This is a genomic window from Neptunicella sp. (genome assembly GCF_048268085.1).
Taxonomy (GTDB): domain Bacteria; phylum Pseudomonadota; class Gammaproteobacteria; order Enterobacterales; family Alteromonadaceae; genus Neptunicella.
On sequence record NZ_JBLWWF010000022.1, the window covers coordinates 34,014 to 49,664 of the forward strand.

Sequence of the window (15,651 nt, forward strand, 5' to 3'; positions counted from 1 at the left end):
TTAATCAGCTCGGCTCATTACCTGCTTTCCATTTGATATTGCATCCCATCGAGGGCAACTGTTGAACACTAATGGGCTGATTGGCAAGTAACTGATCGAGTGCCCGTTGCAAGTCTTCACCGGTAGCCTGATTTTTAGAAGAATCATAATTTCCGGATGAAATACGATGGGGGCGGCTACTGTCAAACTGGCCGCGATATACTAACTTCTGATCACGATCAAATAAATACAGATCCGGTGTACAAGCAGCAGAATAAGCTTGTGCGACTTGTTGAGTTTCATCCAATAAGTATGGGAATGAATATTCTCTATTCTGTTTTTCCAGCACCATATTGTGCATATTATCAGCCGGGTATGCTTCAGTGTCATTACTGTTAATTGCAACAAAAGCAATGCCTTTTTGTTGGTACTCTTTCGCCAGTTCAGCCAGCCGAGGTGCAATATGGATAACGTAGGGACAGTGATTACAAATAAATGCCACAACCAATCCTTTGGCTTGTTTAAAGTCATTCAGACTAACCTGTTGTCCTTGCGTAGAGGGCAAGCGAAAATCCGGAGCCGGCGTACCCAGCTGCAACATAGTGGAAGGTGTCATTGACATAATTAACTCTGCTCTTTTCGGTTCAGTTTACTAATCGTTACCTATCTTAACCCGAAGACATTACCATTCCGAACTACAATGCCTTATTGTGGATGTTTAATGCATTTATCCTACAACAAAAACGAATAATGGAGACAATAATGAAATCAACACCTCTTGCCTGCCTGCTCACCGGTGCTCTTGTGCTGGCAAGCTGTTCACAACCGCCGTCAACAGATTCGACGGACCGCCTCAAAACGGACGCAGAACAACCGACGGTCGAATACAGCGCCAAACAGATAGCCAACGAAAGTGACAAAGCCAACGCTTTTTTTGAGCAAGTTTTTAATCAACAAGTCAGTCGCTCACCAGAGTATCAAACCTATCTGGGTATGAAATCGGACAACGATAAATGGGATGATAATTCCGATGAGAATGCCAAACGTGAACTGGAGTTTACCCGCCAGGATCTGGAAACCCTGCAAAATACCATTAATTATGATGCACTGGATGCCCAAACCCAACTCAGCTACGACTTGTTTGTTGAGCAAGCTGAACGTCAAATTCGCGACTTTAAATGGCGCTTTCACAATTACCCGGTTAACCAGATGTTTGGCATGCAATCCGGCACACCGTCATTCTTGATTAACTTTCATCGAGTTGACAGTGTAGAGGATGCCAAAGGCTATATTACTAGACTTGTTAAGGTTGAGCCACGGTTTGATAATCTGCTCACTGGCTTAAAAGTGCGCGAGGATATGAACATTATTCCGCCAAAATTTGTATTCGAGCATGTGATACGCGACTCGAACAACATTATTGAAGACACCACCATCATAGACGACTTCCGTAAAAAAGTAGACGACTTGACCGATGTGGATGATAGCCAGCGTGACGAATTAGTCAGTCAGGCGCAAACAGCAATCAATGAGCATGTGGTGCCTGCTTATCAAAAGCTGGTCGCCTATCTGGTAGAGCTGGAGAAAAAAGCCGATGATCGTGATGGAGCCTGGAAATTTCGTGATGGAGCGGCTTTTTATAATAATGCGCTTAAAAACTACACCACTACCGATCTAACCGCGCAACAAATTCATCAAATTGGGCTGGATGAAGTCGCGAGAATTCACAACGAAATGCGCGAAATTATGCAGCAAGTCGGATTTGAAGGTGACTTACAGGCGTTCTTCCAGTTTATGCGCGAAGACGAGCAATTCTACTACCCCAATACCGATGAAGGGCGCCAGCAATATCTGGATGAGGCCAAGGCCTTGATCGATGTGGTTAAAGGCCGTCTGGATGAGCTTTTTCTGACCTTGCCCAAAGCTGATATGATTGTGAAGCGGGTAGAACCTTTCCGCGAGAAATCAGCCGGTAAAGCTTTTTACAACAGACCTGCACCTGACGGTTCCCGTCCGGGAATCTACTACGCTAACCTCTACAATATGCAGGATATGCCTACCTATCAAATGCGCGCTCTGGCCTACCATGAAGGCATCCCGGGCCATCATATGCAGTTGGCTATATCCCAGGAGCTGGAGGGTATTCCCAAATTCCGCAAATATGGAAGCTACACAGCCTATACCGAAGGCTGGGGGCTATATTCCGAATTCACCCCCAAAGAAATGGGCCTGTACGATAACCCCTATGACGATTTTGGCCGGCTGGCGATGGAATTATGGCGCGCCTGTCGATTAGTGGTGGATACCGGTATCCATTATAAACAGTGGACTCGTCAGCAAGGCATTGATTATTACGTACAAAACACTCCTAACCCGCTGGGTGATGCAGTCAAAATGGTAGAGCGCCATATTGTCATGCCCGGCCAGGCAACGGCATACAAAATCGGCATGCTGAAAATTCTGCAATTACGTGAGAAAGCCAAAAAAGCCTTGGGTGATCAATTTGATATTCGCGAGTATCACGATGTGGTACTTAAAAACGGGCCATTACCGCTAAGTGTACTGGAAGCTCAAGTGGATAAATGGATTGCCTCTAAACAGGCTTGATATCAACTCGATTAAACATGCAAACAAAAAGCACGGAGCCGTGGAAAAAAGCAAACAATGCTTTTCTACAACTCCGTGCTTTGCTGTAACAAGGTACGTTGATGTACCACCGCTATATTTTATAGTTACAAGAATATTAATTCTTTATTTTAAATGAGCTTTTGTTTATACAAGTCTACTGCAATGTTAGCGGCTCGGGCGCTCAGCGCCATATAAGTCAGTGACGGGTTAACGTGACCTGAAGATGACATACAAGCCCCGTCAGTGATAAACAGATTCGGAATATCATGGCATTGGTTGTTGCCGTTTAAGACCGAGGTATTTGGATCCCGTCCCATTCTGGCGGTTCCCATTTCATGAATGGCTAATCCTGGCGGCGCATCGCTGATACGTCTTTTAATGTTTTTGGCGCCGATGGCCTCAAGCATTTCAACACAATCGTCAGCCATTTTTTCCATCATCAGCTTGTCGTTCTCGCCCCATTTACAATCAATCAGCAGTTGCGGCATGCCCCACTTATCCACTTTCTCTGTATGCAAAGTCACCTTGTTATCATATTGGGGTAACATCTCACCCGAGCCGCTCCAGCCAAAATGCCAAGGCCCCGGTTGCTGCATTTTTTGTTTCAGACTGGCACCAAATTCATCACTACCCATTGCGTGGAATACACCAGAGCGTGATGCACCTCCCCGTAAAAAGTAGCCGCGTGAGAATTTATCGGTTTGTTTTTGCAAGTTGTTGAAGCGCGGAATAATCGGCCCGGTAGGACGGCGCCCTTTATAATAATCGTCGTCAAAACCTTCTATTTCACCGCTGGCGCTGGGGTTGTATATATGATCCATCAGATAGCGTCCCAGTACACCTGATGAGTTAGCAATACCGGTAGGAAAATGCTCAGAAGTTGAGTTCAACATGATCTGTGCAGTGCCAATGGTTGAAGCGCACATAAATACCATATTGGCATGATATTCACGGGTTTCCATTGTCTGTTCATCTATAACATTAACACCCGTTACCCGATTCGTTTTGTCGTCATAAATTAAACTATGCACCACACTATTACAGGCAATATTCAGATTATTAGTTTTGATTGCGGCAGGTAAGGTAGAACTCAAGGTCGAAAAATAAGCACCAAAGGAACAACCGCGCTGACATTCGTTGCGTGCCATACATTTATAGCGCCCTTGATCGAGGAAAAACTGGGTCGGTTCACTTAAATGTGCACAACGCCCCTGAATCATTTTACGATCAGAGTATTTTTTCTCGATTTGCTGTTTGGCATATTTTTCCACTGCATTAAGCTCGAACGGTGGCAAAAATTCGCTGTCAGGCAAGGTGGCGATGTTCTCAACGCTACCGGAAATCCCCACAAACTTTTCCACATGAGAATACCAGGGCGCCAGATCCTGATAACGAATCGGCCAGTCAGTACCATGCCCGTCACGCAGATTTTCTTCGAAATCGATTTCACTCCAGCGAAATGACTGACGATGCCATAAAAGCGAGCGTCCTCCCAACTGGTTAGCGCGGATCCAGTCAAAATGGGTACCTTCGGCAGTTTGGTAGGGATAGTCACGGTCATTACCGAAAAACTGTTTGGTCATATCGTTAAACGCATAACATTTACGTTGAACATGAAACTGATCTTCAATCAAATTATGTTCGACAAATCCGTCATGAGGCATTTCCCAGGAGGCTTTCCCTTCACCGATATAATCTTTCTGATGGTGAACGGCTCGCCCCCGCTCAACCATCAATACTTTTAAGCCTTTCTCGCACAGCTCTTTTGCTACCCAGCCACCAGAGATCCCGGAACCCACCACGATAGCGTCATATTTTTTATTGGTTTTTGTTACTAAAAAAGGGTCAATCATTACTACCTACCAAAAAGTTATCGAGATGATTAATTGGAATAAAAGGCTGCGGAGAACGCTTTACCGTTATTGTCGGAAACTTTGAAGTCGGCCCGATAGCCACCGGGTACAGGATCGTAAACCAGCTCCTGACTGGCCCCCACCTCTGACAGGTAATAGCCCATAACGGTGAGCGCTTTTAGTTGATGGAACCAGCCAATATGCGCTGGCGAAAAGGGTTTTGCACCCTTGGCCAAGGCCGTCATCGCCGCGATTTTTTCACTATTAGGTAAAAGCCCAAAATCCTTGCCCCAATGGGTTTTAACTAACGGAGCAAACTTGTCCAATCCGGCAATAAACTCCTTACCTTCCTGTGGATCGCGACAATGCGCCAACTGGTCATCAATAAAACCGTGGGTATCAGTACCCGCCGCTCCTAGCGTATCGGTAGCGGGAATAATCACCTCAACCAACTCGCGCAATAATTGCATTTGTCGCTTAGTTAGAATCTGCCCTGAACGAATAGGCCCTCCCGCCAGGCGCTGAGTGCCGCTTTGGCTTAACGCCAATACATCATTGGCTAATAATCCCAGACATAAAAAACTGGCACTACGTAACAAATCTCGACGAGATAATTCAGGCAGGTTGGACATAAAACCTCAGCAGCTTGCAAATAACAGTGCCTTTTATGCCTGTATATAAAATATGTTTCAAGTGTTAACGGCTTGTTGCGCTTTTAATGTGATAAGAATCGCTGATTGTCTGATAAAGGTAACGATATGAACGGGGCATTTCTAAAATAGTCTTACACCGACCTATGCGGCTATTGCTTAATTAATTCACCCTTACCTATACTCCATCACACTATTATTTGACATCAAAGTGATGTGTTCGCCATGCTATATTTTATATCCCCAGCAGCCAGCGTTTTTTCTGGTTCGGCAATAAACTGACGGACTAGGTCCGCATTCCCTCTAGCGATCGTTGTTGTAACACCAATGCTTTTATTTCGACCCTGATTTTTGGCGCTGTATAGCGCACTATCGGCCAGTTGTAAGGTTGTATGTAAATCCACAGCTTCCGGCTCACCGGGCGCAAACGGGAACGCACAAAAACCGATTGAACAGGTTTTGCGCAGGCGTACATCGTCAGAAATATGAAAGACATGATTACTTATTAGGGTGCGAATTTTCTCGGCTAATAACATGCCGTCTTGACGATCCGACAATCTGGCAACAAGTAAAAACTCCTCACCTCCCCAGCGCACACAATAATCGGCCGTTCGTAAACATTGTTTGAGCAATAACGCGACCTGCTTGAGTACTTTGTCTCCTGCTACATGACCGTACTGATCATTTACCTGTTTGAAATAATCAATATCTAATAGCATAAAGATCAGATCTGATTGAGGTGGTACCTGACTACTATTATGGTAACGACGCAGCACCAGTTCTATATCCGCCTCAATACTTTGTTCGAAAAATCGTCTGTTATGCAGACCGGTCAGGGGATCAGTCAAACTCGCTTGTTCAATGCGCTGATAAGCCTGTTGTAAATCAGCTGTGCGTTGCTCGACCAGCCTTTCCAATTGAATACTGCGCTGTTTCACCCGTCTAACTTGCCAACGATAAAATTCAACAATCAGTAATATAACCAGCACCACCGTTAGTGCCTGAAAATACCAGGTCTGATAAAAAGCGGGCATGACTGAAATAGTCAATTGCCATTGTTTAGGACTCCATTGCCCTACTCGATTTGTTCCTTGTATATATAACTGATAGTTTCCCGGCGGTATATGTTGGTAACTTGCCAGTCGATGGGTAGCATCAGCTGAAATCCAATCAGTATCATAGGGTGATAAACGATAACGATATTGCAGTTTTTCTGGGGCACTGAATGCCAGAGAGGTAAATTCAACTTGTAAACTATTTTGATCGGATGGAATTTTTAGCGCTGGCATGGTTGTAGCAACAGGTCGCTCTTTACCATTCACAGTCAGTCTGCTTGCCATTACTTGCGGTGTATAGTTCCATTGCTGTATTTTTTGTGGTTCAACAATCAGTAACCCTTGTGGGGATCCAAATAGCAGTTGTCCCTGTTGAGTAAGATTACGACTGGCAATAAAAAAATTACGGAAGCTTATACCATCAACGGAACCAAATTCTTGCCATGTCCAATTCGAAGGGTTGAGTCGTATATGAGCCCCTAGCCATACATGTCCATCCTTTTCCTGTATCAGAGACTCTATCGGCCATGGGGGTAACGAAAATCGTTGTTGCAGAACATCAAATGTAGCTCTCTTTCCATCCCAGCTTTTTAATATCGCGGCACCGTTGCGGGTAGCCACCCATAGACGTCCGTCTTCTGCCACCATTAAATCGGGCACCCAATTTCCAGGTAAACTATCCTGCCGTTTTGCATCGTGGAAAATTCGAGTGGCAACTTCGGTTTCGACATTAAAAGCATTCAGCCCATTATCGGTTCCCACCCAAAGTTGTTTATCTGCGGTAAAGGCCAGTGATTCGACGGCTCGGCCTGATAACGACTGATGATCGTTGACATCATGGCGATAAGAATGAGCTTGGTCATTGTGCGCATCGATCCTCGCCATACCATTCGACGAGCCTATCCATAGGTTACCTTGCTGATCGAATATCATGGTACGGATAATACCGCCAGGCATGCCCTTATTCTGATCAAAACGTTCAAATTGTTCTAATCCATCAGCACGCATACGGTGTAATCCACCGTCCAAAGTAGCGACCCAAATAGTACCGTCTGACGCTTGAGCCAGGCAGGTTATTGCCCCATCAGACAGATGCCCGGGTAATTTGCTATCGGGACGATAACTTTTTATGAAGTGGCCTTTGTGATCCAGTACATCAATGCCATTACCATTGGTTCCCAGCCAGATTGTCCCATCTGACATTTGCATGGGTCTAACAATCGCTGTGTAACTTGGGCCATCCGGATTAGTCGGACTATGTTGTAACTGACGAAATGCACGAGTAGAAGGATCATGGCGAGTCAGCCCACCTCCCCATGAACCAACCCAAACCAGGCCGGCATCATCCACGGTTAATGCTCCCACCCGATCAGCACCTATACTGCTAGTTAATGTGGCGTCATGACGCAACCTGTCGCGAATCGCTAAGGTTTTCAAGTCGACAATATCGATACCACCACCGAAAGTGGCAATCCACAGTTCGTCGTTCCCCACCTGAGCAAAATCATATACCCAGAAGTGACTCAAGTTTTGCGGCGCCATACTTTTTGGAGAAAGATGAATTAACTGGTTAGTAGTTAAATCCAGTACTGCAGCGCCATGTTCCACCGTTCCAATCCATAGACGACCTTGGCTATCTTCAAATATGTTTGTCACATAATTATTAAATAAAGAATCCGCGTCGGCAGGATCCGATGCAATTGATTCAAATCCTTTTTTTTCACCCAACCAACGTTGTAATCCCTTATGACTGCCAACCCAGAGCTGATTTTGACTATCAATAAGCAGACCACGAACCTGATTGGCAGCCAAGCTGCTAGCTTCACCAGGCTGATGTAAATAATGAGTAAACTGTCCCGAATTCGGATTGAGTCGATCTAATCCTCCATCAGTGGCTAACCATAGTTCTCCCTTACTATCTTCTACAATCCCCTCAACACGATCATGCAAAAGCGAATTTGGATCCTCGGCAGCATGACGATAATGACGAAATGTTCCGTCGTCCGGATTAAAAACCGACAACCCGCCACTGAATGTTCCAATCCAAATTCGCCCATCCCGGGACACCAGCAATGAACGAACATAACTGCCACTTAATCCTGGCTGTTTATTGGTTGCGGCGCGAAAAACCTTATAACGATATCCATCGAAGCGAACAAGGCCATCCTGCGTGCCAATCCACAAAAAACCTCGTGAATCCTGTGCCAGTGCAGTAACCAGATGGGCAGGCACGTCATCTGGGATTAATAGCGGGTTAAACGAAATACTACCGGGAAGATCTTGCCATGCTTTAGCATGGCAACAGGAAAAGAAGGTCGTTAACAGAATGAGTACTAAGGTATTAAATACACTAACAAGATGGCTGTTTTTATTAGAATTATATTGCTTCATCGTATCTCGAAATGGCCTGACAAAGGGGACAACTGACCAAATTTAGTTAGTGCAGCAGCTAAGACTCGAATATTAACGATTTACTCCCTGCCAAACCAGTTTAAATCTGCTTCAAATTATCTACACCGGAATTCATAAATAAAATACTGCCTAAGGCCCAAAATCTATTACCTATAGGCTTTTCCAAGTTATAAAAAGTAAAGACAAGTAAATAACAAATGCTTTTGTGTAATTTAATTACATAAAACTTGTTAAATACTTATTAAAAACCAGCAAAACGACTTATTTTTTCCGATTTTTATGTAATTAAATTACATTTTGAGTATATTTTTTGTTCTTATCGCTTATAATGCATCCAGCTTTTAAAAATCATCCACTTAATTTTTGTTGTAGAGGCCAATATGAAAACCACACTTATCGCATTAACTACTTTCGCTATATCGATGAACGCTATGGCATCACAAGCTAGCTATTCTTTTGTTCCTGTTGACCAAAGTGTTTACAGCAACTTATGTGTTGTTGCAGCACAACAAGGTATTGAAACTGCCAAAACTAAATTCGCAGATTTCAGCCACAATACTTTGTGTAATGGAATGAAAATTGGAAAGTTTGCCCGCAAATACAACACTATTGCACAAGAAGTTGCACCTGCAGCAATAAAAATGGTTGCGGCCGACGAGAAGCCTGAATCACAGCTTTGTGTTAAGGCTGCGGAGCAAGGTATTGAAACCTTAGGTCTGAGCCGTTGGAAAATGAATGACTTGTACTGTAACGGTCAATCAATCAAAAAATTCGTTAAGTCTTATTCCATTAAATAAGGACTAAGATGCTAAAAAAGCCCCGTTGATATAACTATCACGGGGCTTTTTTGTTGATTACGAAATAGTAACGAGATCTAAATAACCCCAGCTCAAAAAACTAGCGGAATGACAAACACTACTGAAAAAACTGTATAACTTGTTTTTCTTTGCGCCCCCTGCGCCTTTACTGAGCGTAGCTTTAGCTCGTCGCTCGAAGCTCGCTACTCACTGCTGATTTTATTATCCAATCCCCAAGATCGCCCGTAACTCATTACCCAATAGCCCAGGCATCAACCCCAATACTAATAATGATGCGGCAATAACACCTAACCAAATCTTACTCACTAACGCCTTGGATACCTGAGGTAATTCCGGGTTGGCCGGTGCAAACAAATTAAAAATCACCCTCAAGTAATAATACAACCCCACTGCACTGCCAATTATCATTGCTGCCACAAGCCACCAGGCCGATAATTTAATCGCCAAGGTGAGCAAATAAAACTTACCGATAAAACCAATGGTAATTGGCATACCGGCTAAGGAGAAAAACGCTAGCGCCATAATCATAGCCAGCCAAGGATGCTGCCAAAACAGTCCCTGTAGTTGTGACAGTGTATCCACATCCTGTTGATCATCCAGACGGGACAACATAGTTAATACCGAGAAAATCAGAATGGATGCCACCAGATAAGCTAATAAATAATAGCTGGCACCTTCGAGTACCAAACTGTGATCAATATCCATGGCGATAATACCCGCCACTAACACGTACCCCATGTGGGCAATTGCAGAATAAGCCATCAAGCGTTTAACACTTTGCTGCTGTAAGGCTAACCAGTTGCCTAACAACATACTGGCAATCGCCATCCAACTGAGCATCCGAATCAAGTCAGCCTCAAATTCGGGCGGAATAATTAATATTAATTTAATCAACAGCGCAAATACTGCCGTTTTAGATAAGCTGGTCAGTAAAAGAGTTGAGTTAACCGGTGCACCTTGGTACACATCTGGTGTCCAAAAATGTAAGGGCACCAATGATAACTTAAACGCGAGTCCGGCAATGAGTAATACAAAACCGCTTTTTGCCAATAGCGACATCGGCGATTGCATAATGTCGGCAAGCAATAATGAGCCACTGGTGGCATATAAAAAAGCTAACCCCAACAATAACAAACTGGTGGCGGCTCCGGATAACAACAAATACTTGATCGCCCCTTCCAATGCCAGTTTGCGCTCGCGGTTATATGCCAGCATGGCCAACATCGACAAGCTCATTAGCTCCAGACCTAATACCACCGACGCGGCATGGCGAGCCATTACCAGTAACATCGCGCCCAAACAGGACAGTAATAACAGCAGGTAAAATTCTTCAGCAACTTCTTTGCAATCTGCCCCCATATAAGCACCTTGCAACAACGCCACCGATAAACTGACCATAAGTAATAAAATTGAAAAGAATCCCCCCACCGGCTCATATTCGAACAAAATGGTAATCTCTTGATGACCTGAAGGAAATTGCCAAATCAACGCGGTAAAACTGGCTACCAGTGTGATAATAGTCAACCCTTGTGCCAAGTCTCTATTACGTTGCCATGCGGTTTGTAGCATCAATAAAATAATACCCAAGCTCAAAATCAATATCGGCAACATTAACCACAACGCATCAAGACTCATGACCGCACTCCTTGACCTATTTGCAGTAAATGCTGCATAAACGCCTCAGGCATTTGCAATAACAAGTGGGGTTGCAGACCAAAATAAATTAGCGCCACCACCAACAATCCGCTATAGAGCAATTCACGCTTATTAAGATCGGGTAGCGTTTGATTTACTGGACCTTGAAACGCCTTTTGAAATAGGTGCAGTCCGTACACAGCGGATAACACAATACCTAACGTGGCGATAATGCTTAGCGTAGGAAATACCTGAAAGCTACCCAATAACGACAATAATTCACCGTTGAAATTAGCCAAACCTGGCATCCCGATGCCGGCCATCACAAAAATAATCATCACCGTAGCCATTTTGGGAGCACTGGCCCACATGCCGCCCATATCCGCCAATTCACGGCTATGAATTCGATGTTGTACCATGCCCGCCATACTAAATAGTGCGGCACTGGAAATGCCATGCGCCACAATGGTGAGTATGGCGCCTTGGAATGCCACTTCATGCCAGCTAAATAATGCCACTAACACAAAGCCCATATGGCTAATACTGGAATAGGCGACTAATCGCTTAAAATCACTTTGGCTGTATGCCATCAACGCGCCATACACAATACTGACAACGCCCAATGAAACCGCAATGGGGGCAAAATCCATAGTCGCAGCAGGAAATAACGGTAATACAATACGGATCAAGCCATAAGCCCCTGTTTTAAGCAAAATACCCGCTAACAGCACACTACCTGCTGTGGGCGCTTGAGTATGAGCATCGGGTAACCATGAATGTAACGGTACCGAGGGTAATTTCACCGCAAAGGCAATAAAGAATCCCAACATTAACCATAACTGGCTTTGTAACGGTATTTCCAAATGTTGCAATACGGCCAGATTAAAACTCAATTCGCCGGTCGCCTGTTGATTGAATAAAGCTAAGGCGATAATCGCAATTAACATTAATAAACTACTGGCCTGCGTAAAAATAAAAAATTTAATCGCGGCATAGCGGCGCTTTTCATGCCCCCAAATCAAAATAAGTGCCGTCATCGGCAACAGCATCACTTCCCAAAACAGAAAGAACAGGAATAAATCATCAGCCAAAAAGACACCAACAATGCCAGCCATACTGAACAGCAAATTAAAATGGAAAAATCCCCGGTGCTGACTAATTTCATGCCATGACACAGCCACCGCTAACAATCCTAACAATAAGGTAAGTATCACCATCAGTGCGGCCAAGCCGTCATACAGCAGTGCGAAATGAATATTAAAACGGGCGAACCAATCCCAGCTCATTTGACTATCGCCCTGTAAGGCCAAATAGACGCTGAATAGCAGCAGCCCTGCCAGAGTGAATAAACTGATCCAGTTTCCGCTATGGGGATATTTGTTCTCACTCAGCCACGCCAGTCCACCGGCAATCAGAGGTAACCAAACCAGATAACTTAACGCCACCATAGTAAGCCCCCTAACATCAGCGCTGCCCCAACCAGCGTAGCGCAAAGATACCAGCGTAGTTTACCGTTTTGGCTTAATACCAGTACCTCGTTCAGGCTCAAGTTAAACCAGCCCACAAATTGATAAAAATGATCCACCAGATCAGATTTATTCCAGCGGGCGAACAACTGTAGCGGACGGGTAAAAAGTTGTTGATACAACCAGTCAAAGCCTAAGCCACCGAGTAAAAATTGATTCAACCTGCCTTGTGCGGGTTGGGCTTTGGTGCGCGGAAAATAGATCAACCATGCCACCAGCAAACCCAATAACATCGAACCAACGGGAATCAGTTCTAGCCATAGGGACAAATGAACTTGTTCTTTTGGACTAAATACCTGACTGAAATCCAGACTAATAAAACCACCAACAATGGCCAATGTCACCAGCGGGATTAACGGTACGACAAACTGGCTGGAGAATGCAAAATCGCCACCTTTTGGTGAATACGAGGCTGACCCGAAACACACAATAAACAATAAACGAAAACTATAAACACTGGTTAAAAACGCGCCAAATACGGCCATCCACCATAATAATGAGCTGGTGGTATCGGCCTGCCATACTGCCGCCAAAATGGCCTCTTTACTAAAAAATCCGGAGAAACCGGGCACCGCCACCAACGCTAATAAACCGATCAACAAAAAAGTCGAAGTCAGTGGTAAAGATTTGTATAAACCACCCATTTTGAAAATATTCTGCTCGTGGTGCATTTTGACAATAATGCTACCGGCAGTCAGAAATAACAGCGCTTTAAAAAATGCATGGGTCATTAAATGGAAAATCGCGCTGTCATAGGCCATCGCCCCTAAACCCAGAAACATATAACCAATCTGGCTCATGGTGGAATACGCCAATATGCGCTTAATATCGGTTTGCACTAATGCAGCGAAACCGGCCAATAGCAAGGTTAAAGTGCCAATCCAGGCGACAATTTCCAGCATCTGCGGCACTTGCATAAACAAAGGCTGCATACGGGCAATCAGATACACGCCAGCCGTCACCATTGTTGCCGCATGGATAAGGGCGCTGACCGGTGTAGGCCCCGCCATCGCATCAGGTAACCAGGTTTGCAAAGGTAACTGCGCCGATTTACCTACCGCGCCACCGACTAACATCAAACAAGCCCACCACAGCAGAGGCTCGCTCACCCGATCGGCCTGCACTAAAATATTGGGAATATATAACGTATCGAAATACTGAAATAACATCAGCAAACCGATCATCATCGCGGTATCGCCTACCCGAGTGACAATAAAGGCTTTTTTGGCGGCTTTAACGTTATCTGCGTCGTATTGCCAAAAACCAATTAATAAAAAGCTGCATAGACCGACACCTTCCCAACCTAAAAACAACAAGATTAAATTGTCACCCAGCACCAGCATTAACATGGCGAATACAAACAGGTTCATATACACAAAAAAGCGCTGCACTTGTTTATCGTCGAACATATAGGCGGCGGCGTACCAATGAATTAACCAGCCCACCCCAACGATCACGCAGGTCATCACTAAGGACAGTTGATCCAGATACAAACCCAGATTAATTGGCGCGTTATTTATTGGGAGCCAGTTGAATAACACTTGTTGATAAGCCGCACTGCCAGCCTGAATAAACTCCCAGCCCACTAACGCGGTTAACAATGCCGCAATCCCCATGGAGCCCACACCCAGTATCGCCACTTGCATTGAAGATAAACGCCCCGCTAATAGCAATAACAATACCGACGAAGCCAGAGGTAATAAGGGAATAACAAACAATAGATCCAGCATGTTAGCCCTCCATTTCGTCGAGGTTATCGATATTCAAATCGGTGGTTTGATGGCGCAAACGGATCAACAGCGCCAAACCTAATCCCACTTCAGCAGCGGCAATACTGAGAATTAGAATGTACATGACCTGTCCATCGGCCTGTTGCCACAAACTACCGGCTAAGATAAAAGCTAACGCCGCAGCATTAAGCATGATTTCCAGCGACATCAGCATAAACAAGGTGTTTTTACGACTGAGTAAGCCGATTAATCCCACGGCCCATAAAATGGCAACTAGCATAAATCCGTGTTCGGCCGGGATCATTACTGCACCATCCATCAGCGATTCCCTCCATCATCAGAGCCGGTAGTACCAACCAGATTTTTGGCCAGATGATAGCCACCAACTAATCCGGCCAATAACAGAAAGGAAGCAATCTCTACCGCCAATAAATACGGACCGAATAGCAGACTCCCCACGGTTCTGGCATCCACCAATTGCACCGCTTGAGCCGGCCAGGACGATTGCATTTGAATAACCAGCACAATTTCGGCCAATAACACGAGCGCTAACAATACCGGTCCGATCCAAATCGAGCCTTTTAACCACTGCTTTTCCCGTTCTATATCGCGCTGGCTAATATTGAACATCATCACCGCAAACACAAACAGCACCATAATCGCCCCGGCGTAAACAATAATTTGTAACGCCGCGGCAAATGGAGCGCCCAACAAGTAAAAACACATGGCCAGTGATAAAAGACTCACGACCAGATACAAGAGTGCATGCACCGCATTTTTATTAGTAACCACTAACAAACTGGCAAAAACCGCTATTGCGCCACTTAAATAAAAAAATAGTTGAGCAGTCATGGCATTAAGCTCCGCACATCAATAGGCGGCTTCTCGTTATCCGCTTGGCCTTTATCCTTGCCTTTAATGCTAATGCCAGCCTTTCGATAAAAGCTGTAACCGGGATATTTACCCTGCCCATCAATGGTTAAATGCTCTTTTTCATATACCATATTGCTACGTTGGTATTCAGCCATCTCTACGTCGGGGGTCAGCTGGATGGCGTAAGTCGGACAGGCTTCTTCACATAAACCACAGAGAATGCAGCGAGAAAAATTGATTCGGAAAAATTCCGGACGCCAACGACCATCTTCATCTTCGGTTTTTTGCAAGGCAATGCAATCCACCGGACAAGCAGCGGCACATAAGTTACAGGCCACACAACGTTCATCCCCATCAGGATCACGGGTTAATACAATACGCCCACGATAGCGAGGGGCCAGATAAGGCTTTTGCTCAGGATATTCACGGGTATCGGTGCGATCAAACAGATGCAAAAATACTCGCCACAAGGTAACAATCTGACTCCACATC

12 protein-coding genes are annotated in these 15,651 nt (G+C 44.8%); 2 read left to right on the forward strand and 10 right to left on the reverse strand.

Translation table 11 applies throughout. The features are described 5' to 3' along the window. Positions 1 to 4: 4 nt before the first annotated feature. Positions 5 to 601 carry a thioredoxin family protein gene (locus ACTD55_RS16100; RefSeq protein WP_438865357.1) on the reverse strand — a complete coding sequence of 199 codons (597 nt, stop codon included), beginning with the start codon at positions 599 to 601 and terminating at the stop codon, positions 5 to 7. Between the two features lie 140 nt (positions 602 to 741). Between ACTD55_RS16100 and ACTD55_RS16105 the strand changes: the two genes are divergently transcribed. Next, a complete protein-coding gene (locus tag ACTD55_RS16105; RefSeq protein ID WP_438865358.1) occupies positions 742 to 2,586 on the forward strand; it encodes a DUF885 domain-containing protein in 1,845 nt (614 codons plus the stop codon). Between the two features lie 149 nt (positions 2,587 to 2,735). Here ACTD55_RS16105 and ACTD55_RS16110 read toward each other — a convergent pair whose 3' ends face one another. The 3 genes from ACTD55_RS16110 to ACTD55_RS16120 form a co-directional block, all read right to left on the reverse strand. After that, positions 2,736 to 4,460, reverse strand: coding sequence for a GMC oxidoreductase (locus ACTD55_RS16110; protein WP_438865359.1), 1,725 nt, complete (start codon positions 4,458 to 4,460; stop codon positions 2,736 to 2,738). Between the two features lie 29 nt (positions 4,461 to 4,489). Further along, complete coding sequence (locus ACTD55_RS16115; RefSeq protein ID WP_438865360.1) at positions 4,490 to 5,092, reverse strand: gluconate 2-dehydrogenase subunit 3 family protein; 603 nt, start codon at positions 5,090 to 5,092, stop codon at positions 4,490 to 4,492. Between the two features lie 224 nt (positions 5,093 to 5,316). Further along, positions 5,317 to 8,556: a two-component regulator propeller domain-containing protein gene (locus ACTD55_RS16120; protein ID WP_438865361.1), complete on the reverse strand. Its 3,240-nt coding sequence runs from the start codon at positions 8,554 to 8,556 to the stop codon at positions 5,317 to 5,319. 401 nt (positions 8,557 to 8,957) lie between these two features. Between ACTD55_RS16120 and ACTD55_RS16125 the strand changes: the two genes are divergently transcribed. Continuing rightward, positions 8,958 to 9,374 (forward strand): hypothetical protein, encoded by a 417-nt coding sequence (locus ACTD55_RS16125; RefSeq protein WP_438865362.1) that lies wholly within the window; start codon positions 8,958 to 8,960, stop codon positions 9,372 to 9,374. Between the two features lie 222 nt (positions 9,375 to 9,596). Here ACTD55_RS16125 and ACTD55_RS16130 read toward each other — a convergent pair whose 3' ends face one another. Genes ACTD55_RS16130 through nuoI form a run of 6 tightly spaced genes read right to left on the reverse strand, consistent with a single transcriptional unit; the run spans position 9,597 to position 15,650 of the window. Continuing rightward, positions 9,597 to 11,030 carry an NADH-quinone oxidoreductase subunit N gene (locus ACTD55_RS16130; protein WP_438865363.1) on the reverse strand — a complete coding sequence of 478 codons (1,434 nt, stop codon included), beginning with the start codon at positions 11,028 to 11,030 and terminating at the stop codon, positions 9,597 to 9,599. After that, positions 11,027 to 12,478, reverse strand: a complete 1,452-nt coding sequence (locus ACTD55_RS16135) for a complex I subunit 4 family protein (protein ID WP_438865364.1) — start codon at positions 12,476 to 12,478, stop codon at positions 11,027 to 11,029. The genes ACTD55_RS16130 and ACTD55_RS16135 overlap by 4 nt, the downstream gene beginning before the upstream one ends. Further along, the gene (gene nuoL, locus ACTD55_RS16140; protein ID WP_438865365.1) at positions 12,466 to 14,286 is read right to left on the reverse strand and encodes an NADH-quinone oxidoreductase subunit L; all 1,821 of its coding nucleotides are present in this window, start codon (positions 14,284 to 14,286) and stop codon (positions 12,466 to 12,468) included. Before nuoL ends, ACTD55_RS16135 begins: the two co-directional genes overlap by 13 nt. A 1-nt stretch (position 14,287) precedes the next feature. Further along, on the reverse strand, positions 14,288 to 14,605 hold the full coding sequence (gene nuoK, locus ACTD55_RS16145; RefSeq protein ID WP_438865366.1) for an NADH-quinone oxidoreductase subunit NuoK: 318 nt from the start codon (positions 14,603 to 14,605) through the stop codon (positions 14,288 to 14,290). Next, on the reverse strand, positions 14,605 to 15,138 hold the full coding sequence (gene nuoJ / locus ACTD55_RS16150) for an NADH-quinone oxidoreductase subunit J (protein ID WP_438865367.1): 534 nt from the start codon (positions 15,136 to 15,138) through the stop codon (positions 14,605 to 14,607). Before nuoJ ends, nuoK begins: the two co-directional genes overlap by 1 nt. Next, complete coding sequence (gene nuoI / locus ACTD55_RS16155) at positions 15,135 to 15,650, reverse strand: NADH-quinone oxidoreductase subunit NuoI (protein ID WP_438865368.1); 516 nt, start codon at positions 15,648 to 15,650, stop codon at positions 15,135 to 15,137. Before nuoI ends, nuoJ begins: the two co-directional genes overlap by 4 nt. Position 15,651 lies beyond the last annotated feature (1 nt).

Coding starts and splice junctions, on each gene's coding strand:
- ACTD55_RS16100 (WP_438865357.1), bottom strand. CDS start 601: ATGTCAATGACACCTTCCACTATGTTGCAGCTGGGTACGCCGGCTCCG.
- ACTD55_RS16105 (WP_438865358.1), top strand. CDS start 742: ATGAAATCAACACCTCTTGCCTGCCTGCTCACCGGTGCTCTTGTGCTG.
- ACTD55_RS16110 (WP_438865359.1), bottom strand. CDS start 4,460: ATGATTGACCCTTTTTTAGTAACAAAAACCAATAAAAAATATGACGCT.
- ACTD55_RS16115 (WP_438865360.1), bottom strand. CDS start 5,092: ATGTCCAACCTGCCTGAATTATCTCGTCGAGATTTGTTACGTAGTGCC.
- ACTD55_RS16120 (WP_438865361.1), bottom strand. CDS start 8,556: ATGAAGCAATATAATTCTAATAAAAACAGCCATCTTGTTAGTGTATTT.
- ACTD55_RS16125 (WP_438865362.1), top strand. CDS start 8,958: ATGAAAACCACACTTATCGCATTAACTACTTTCGCTATATCGATGAAC.
- ACTD55_RS16130 (WP_438865363.1), bottom strand. CDS start 11,030: ATGAGTCTTGATGCGTTGTGGTTAATGTTGCCGATATTGATTTTGAGC.
- ACTD55_RS16135 (WP_438865364.1), bottom strand. CDS start 12,478: ATGGTGGCGTTAAGTTATCTGGTTTGGTTACCTCTGATTGCCGGTGGA.
- nuoL (WP_438865365.1), bottom strand. CDS start 14,286: ATGCTGGATCTATTGTTTGTTATTCCCTTATTACCTCTGGCTTCGTCG.
- nuoK (WP_438865366.1), bottom strand. CDS start 14,605: ATGGATGGTGCAGTAATGATCCCGGCCGAACACGGATTTATGCTAGTT.
- nuoJ (WP_438865367.1), bottom strand. CDS start 15,138: ATGACTGCTCAACTATTTTTTTATTTAAGTGGCGCAATAGCGGTTTTT.
- nuoI (WP_438865368.1), bottom strand. CDS start 15,650: ATGTGGAGTCAGATTGTTACCTTGTGGCGAGTATTTTTGCATCTGTTT.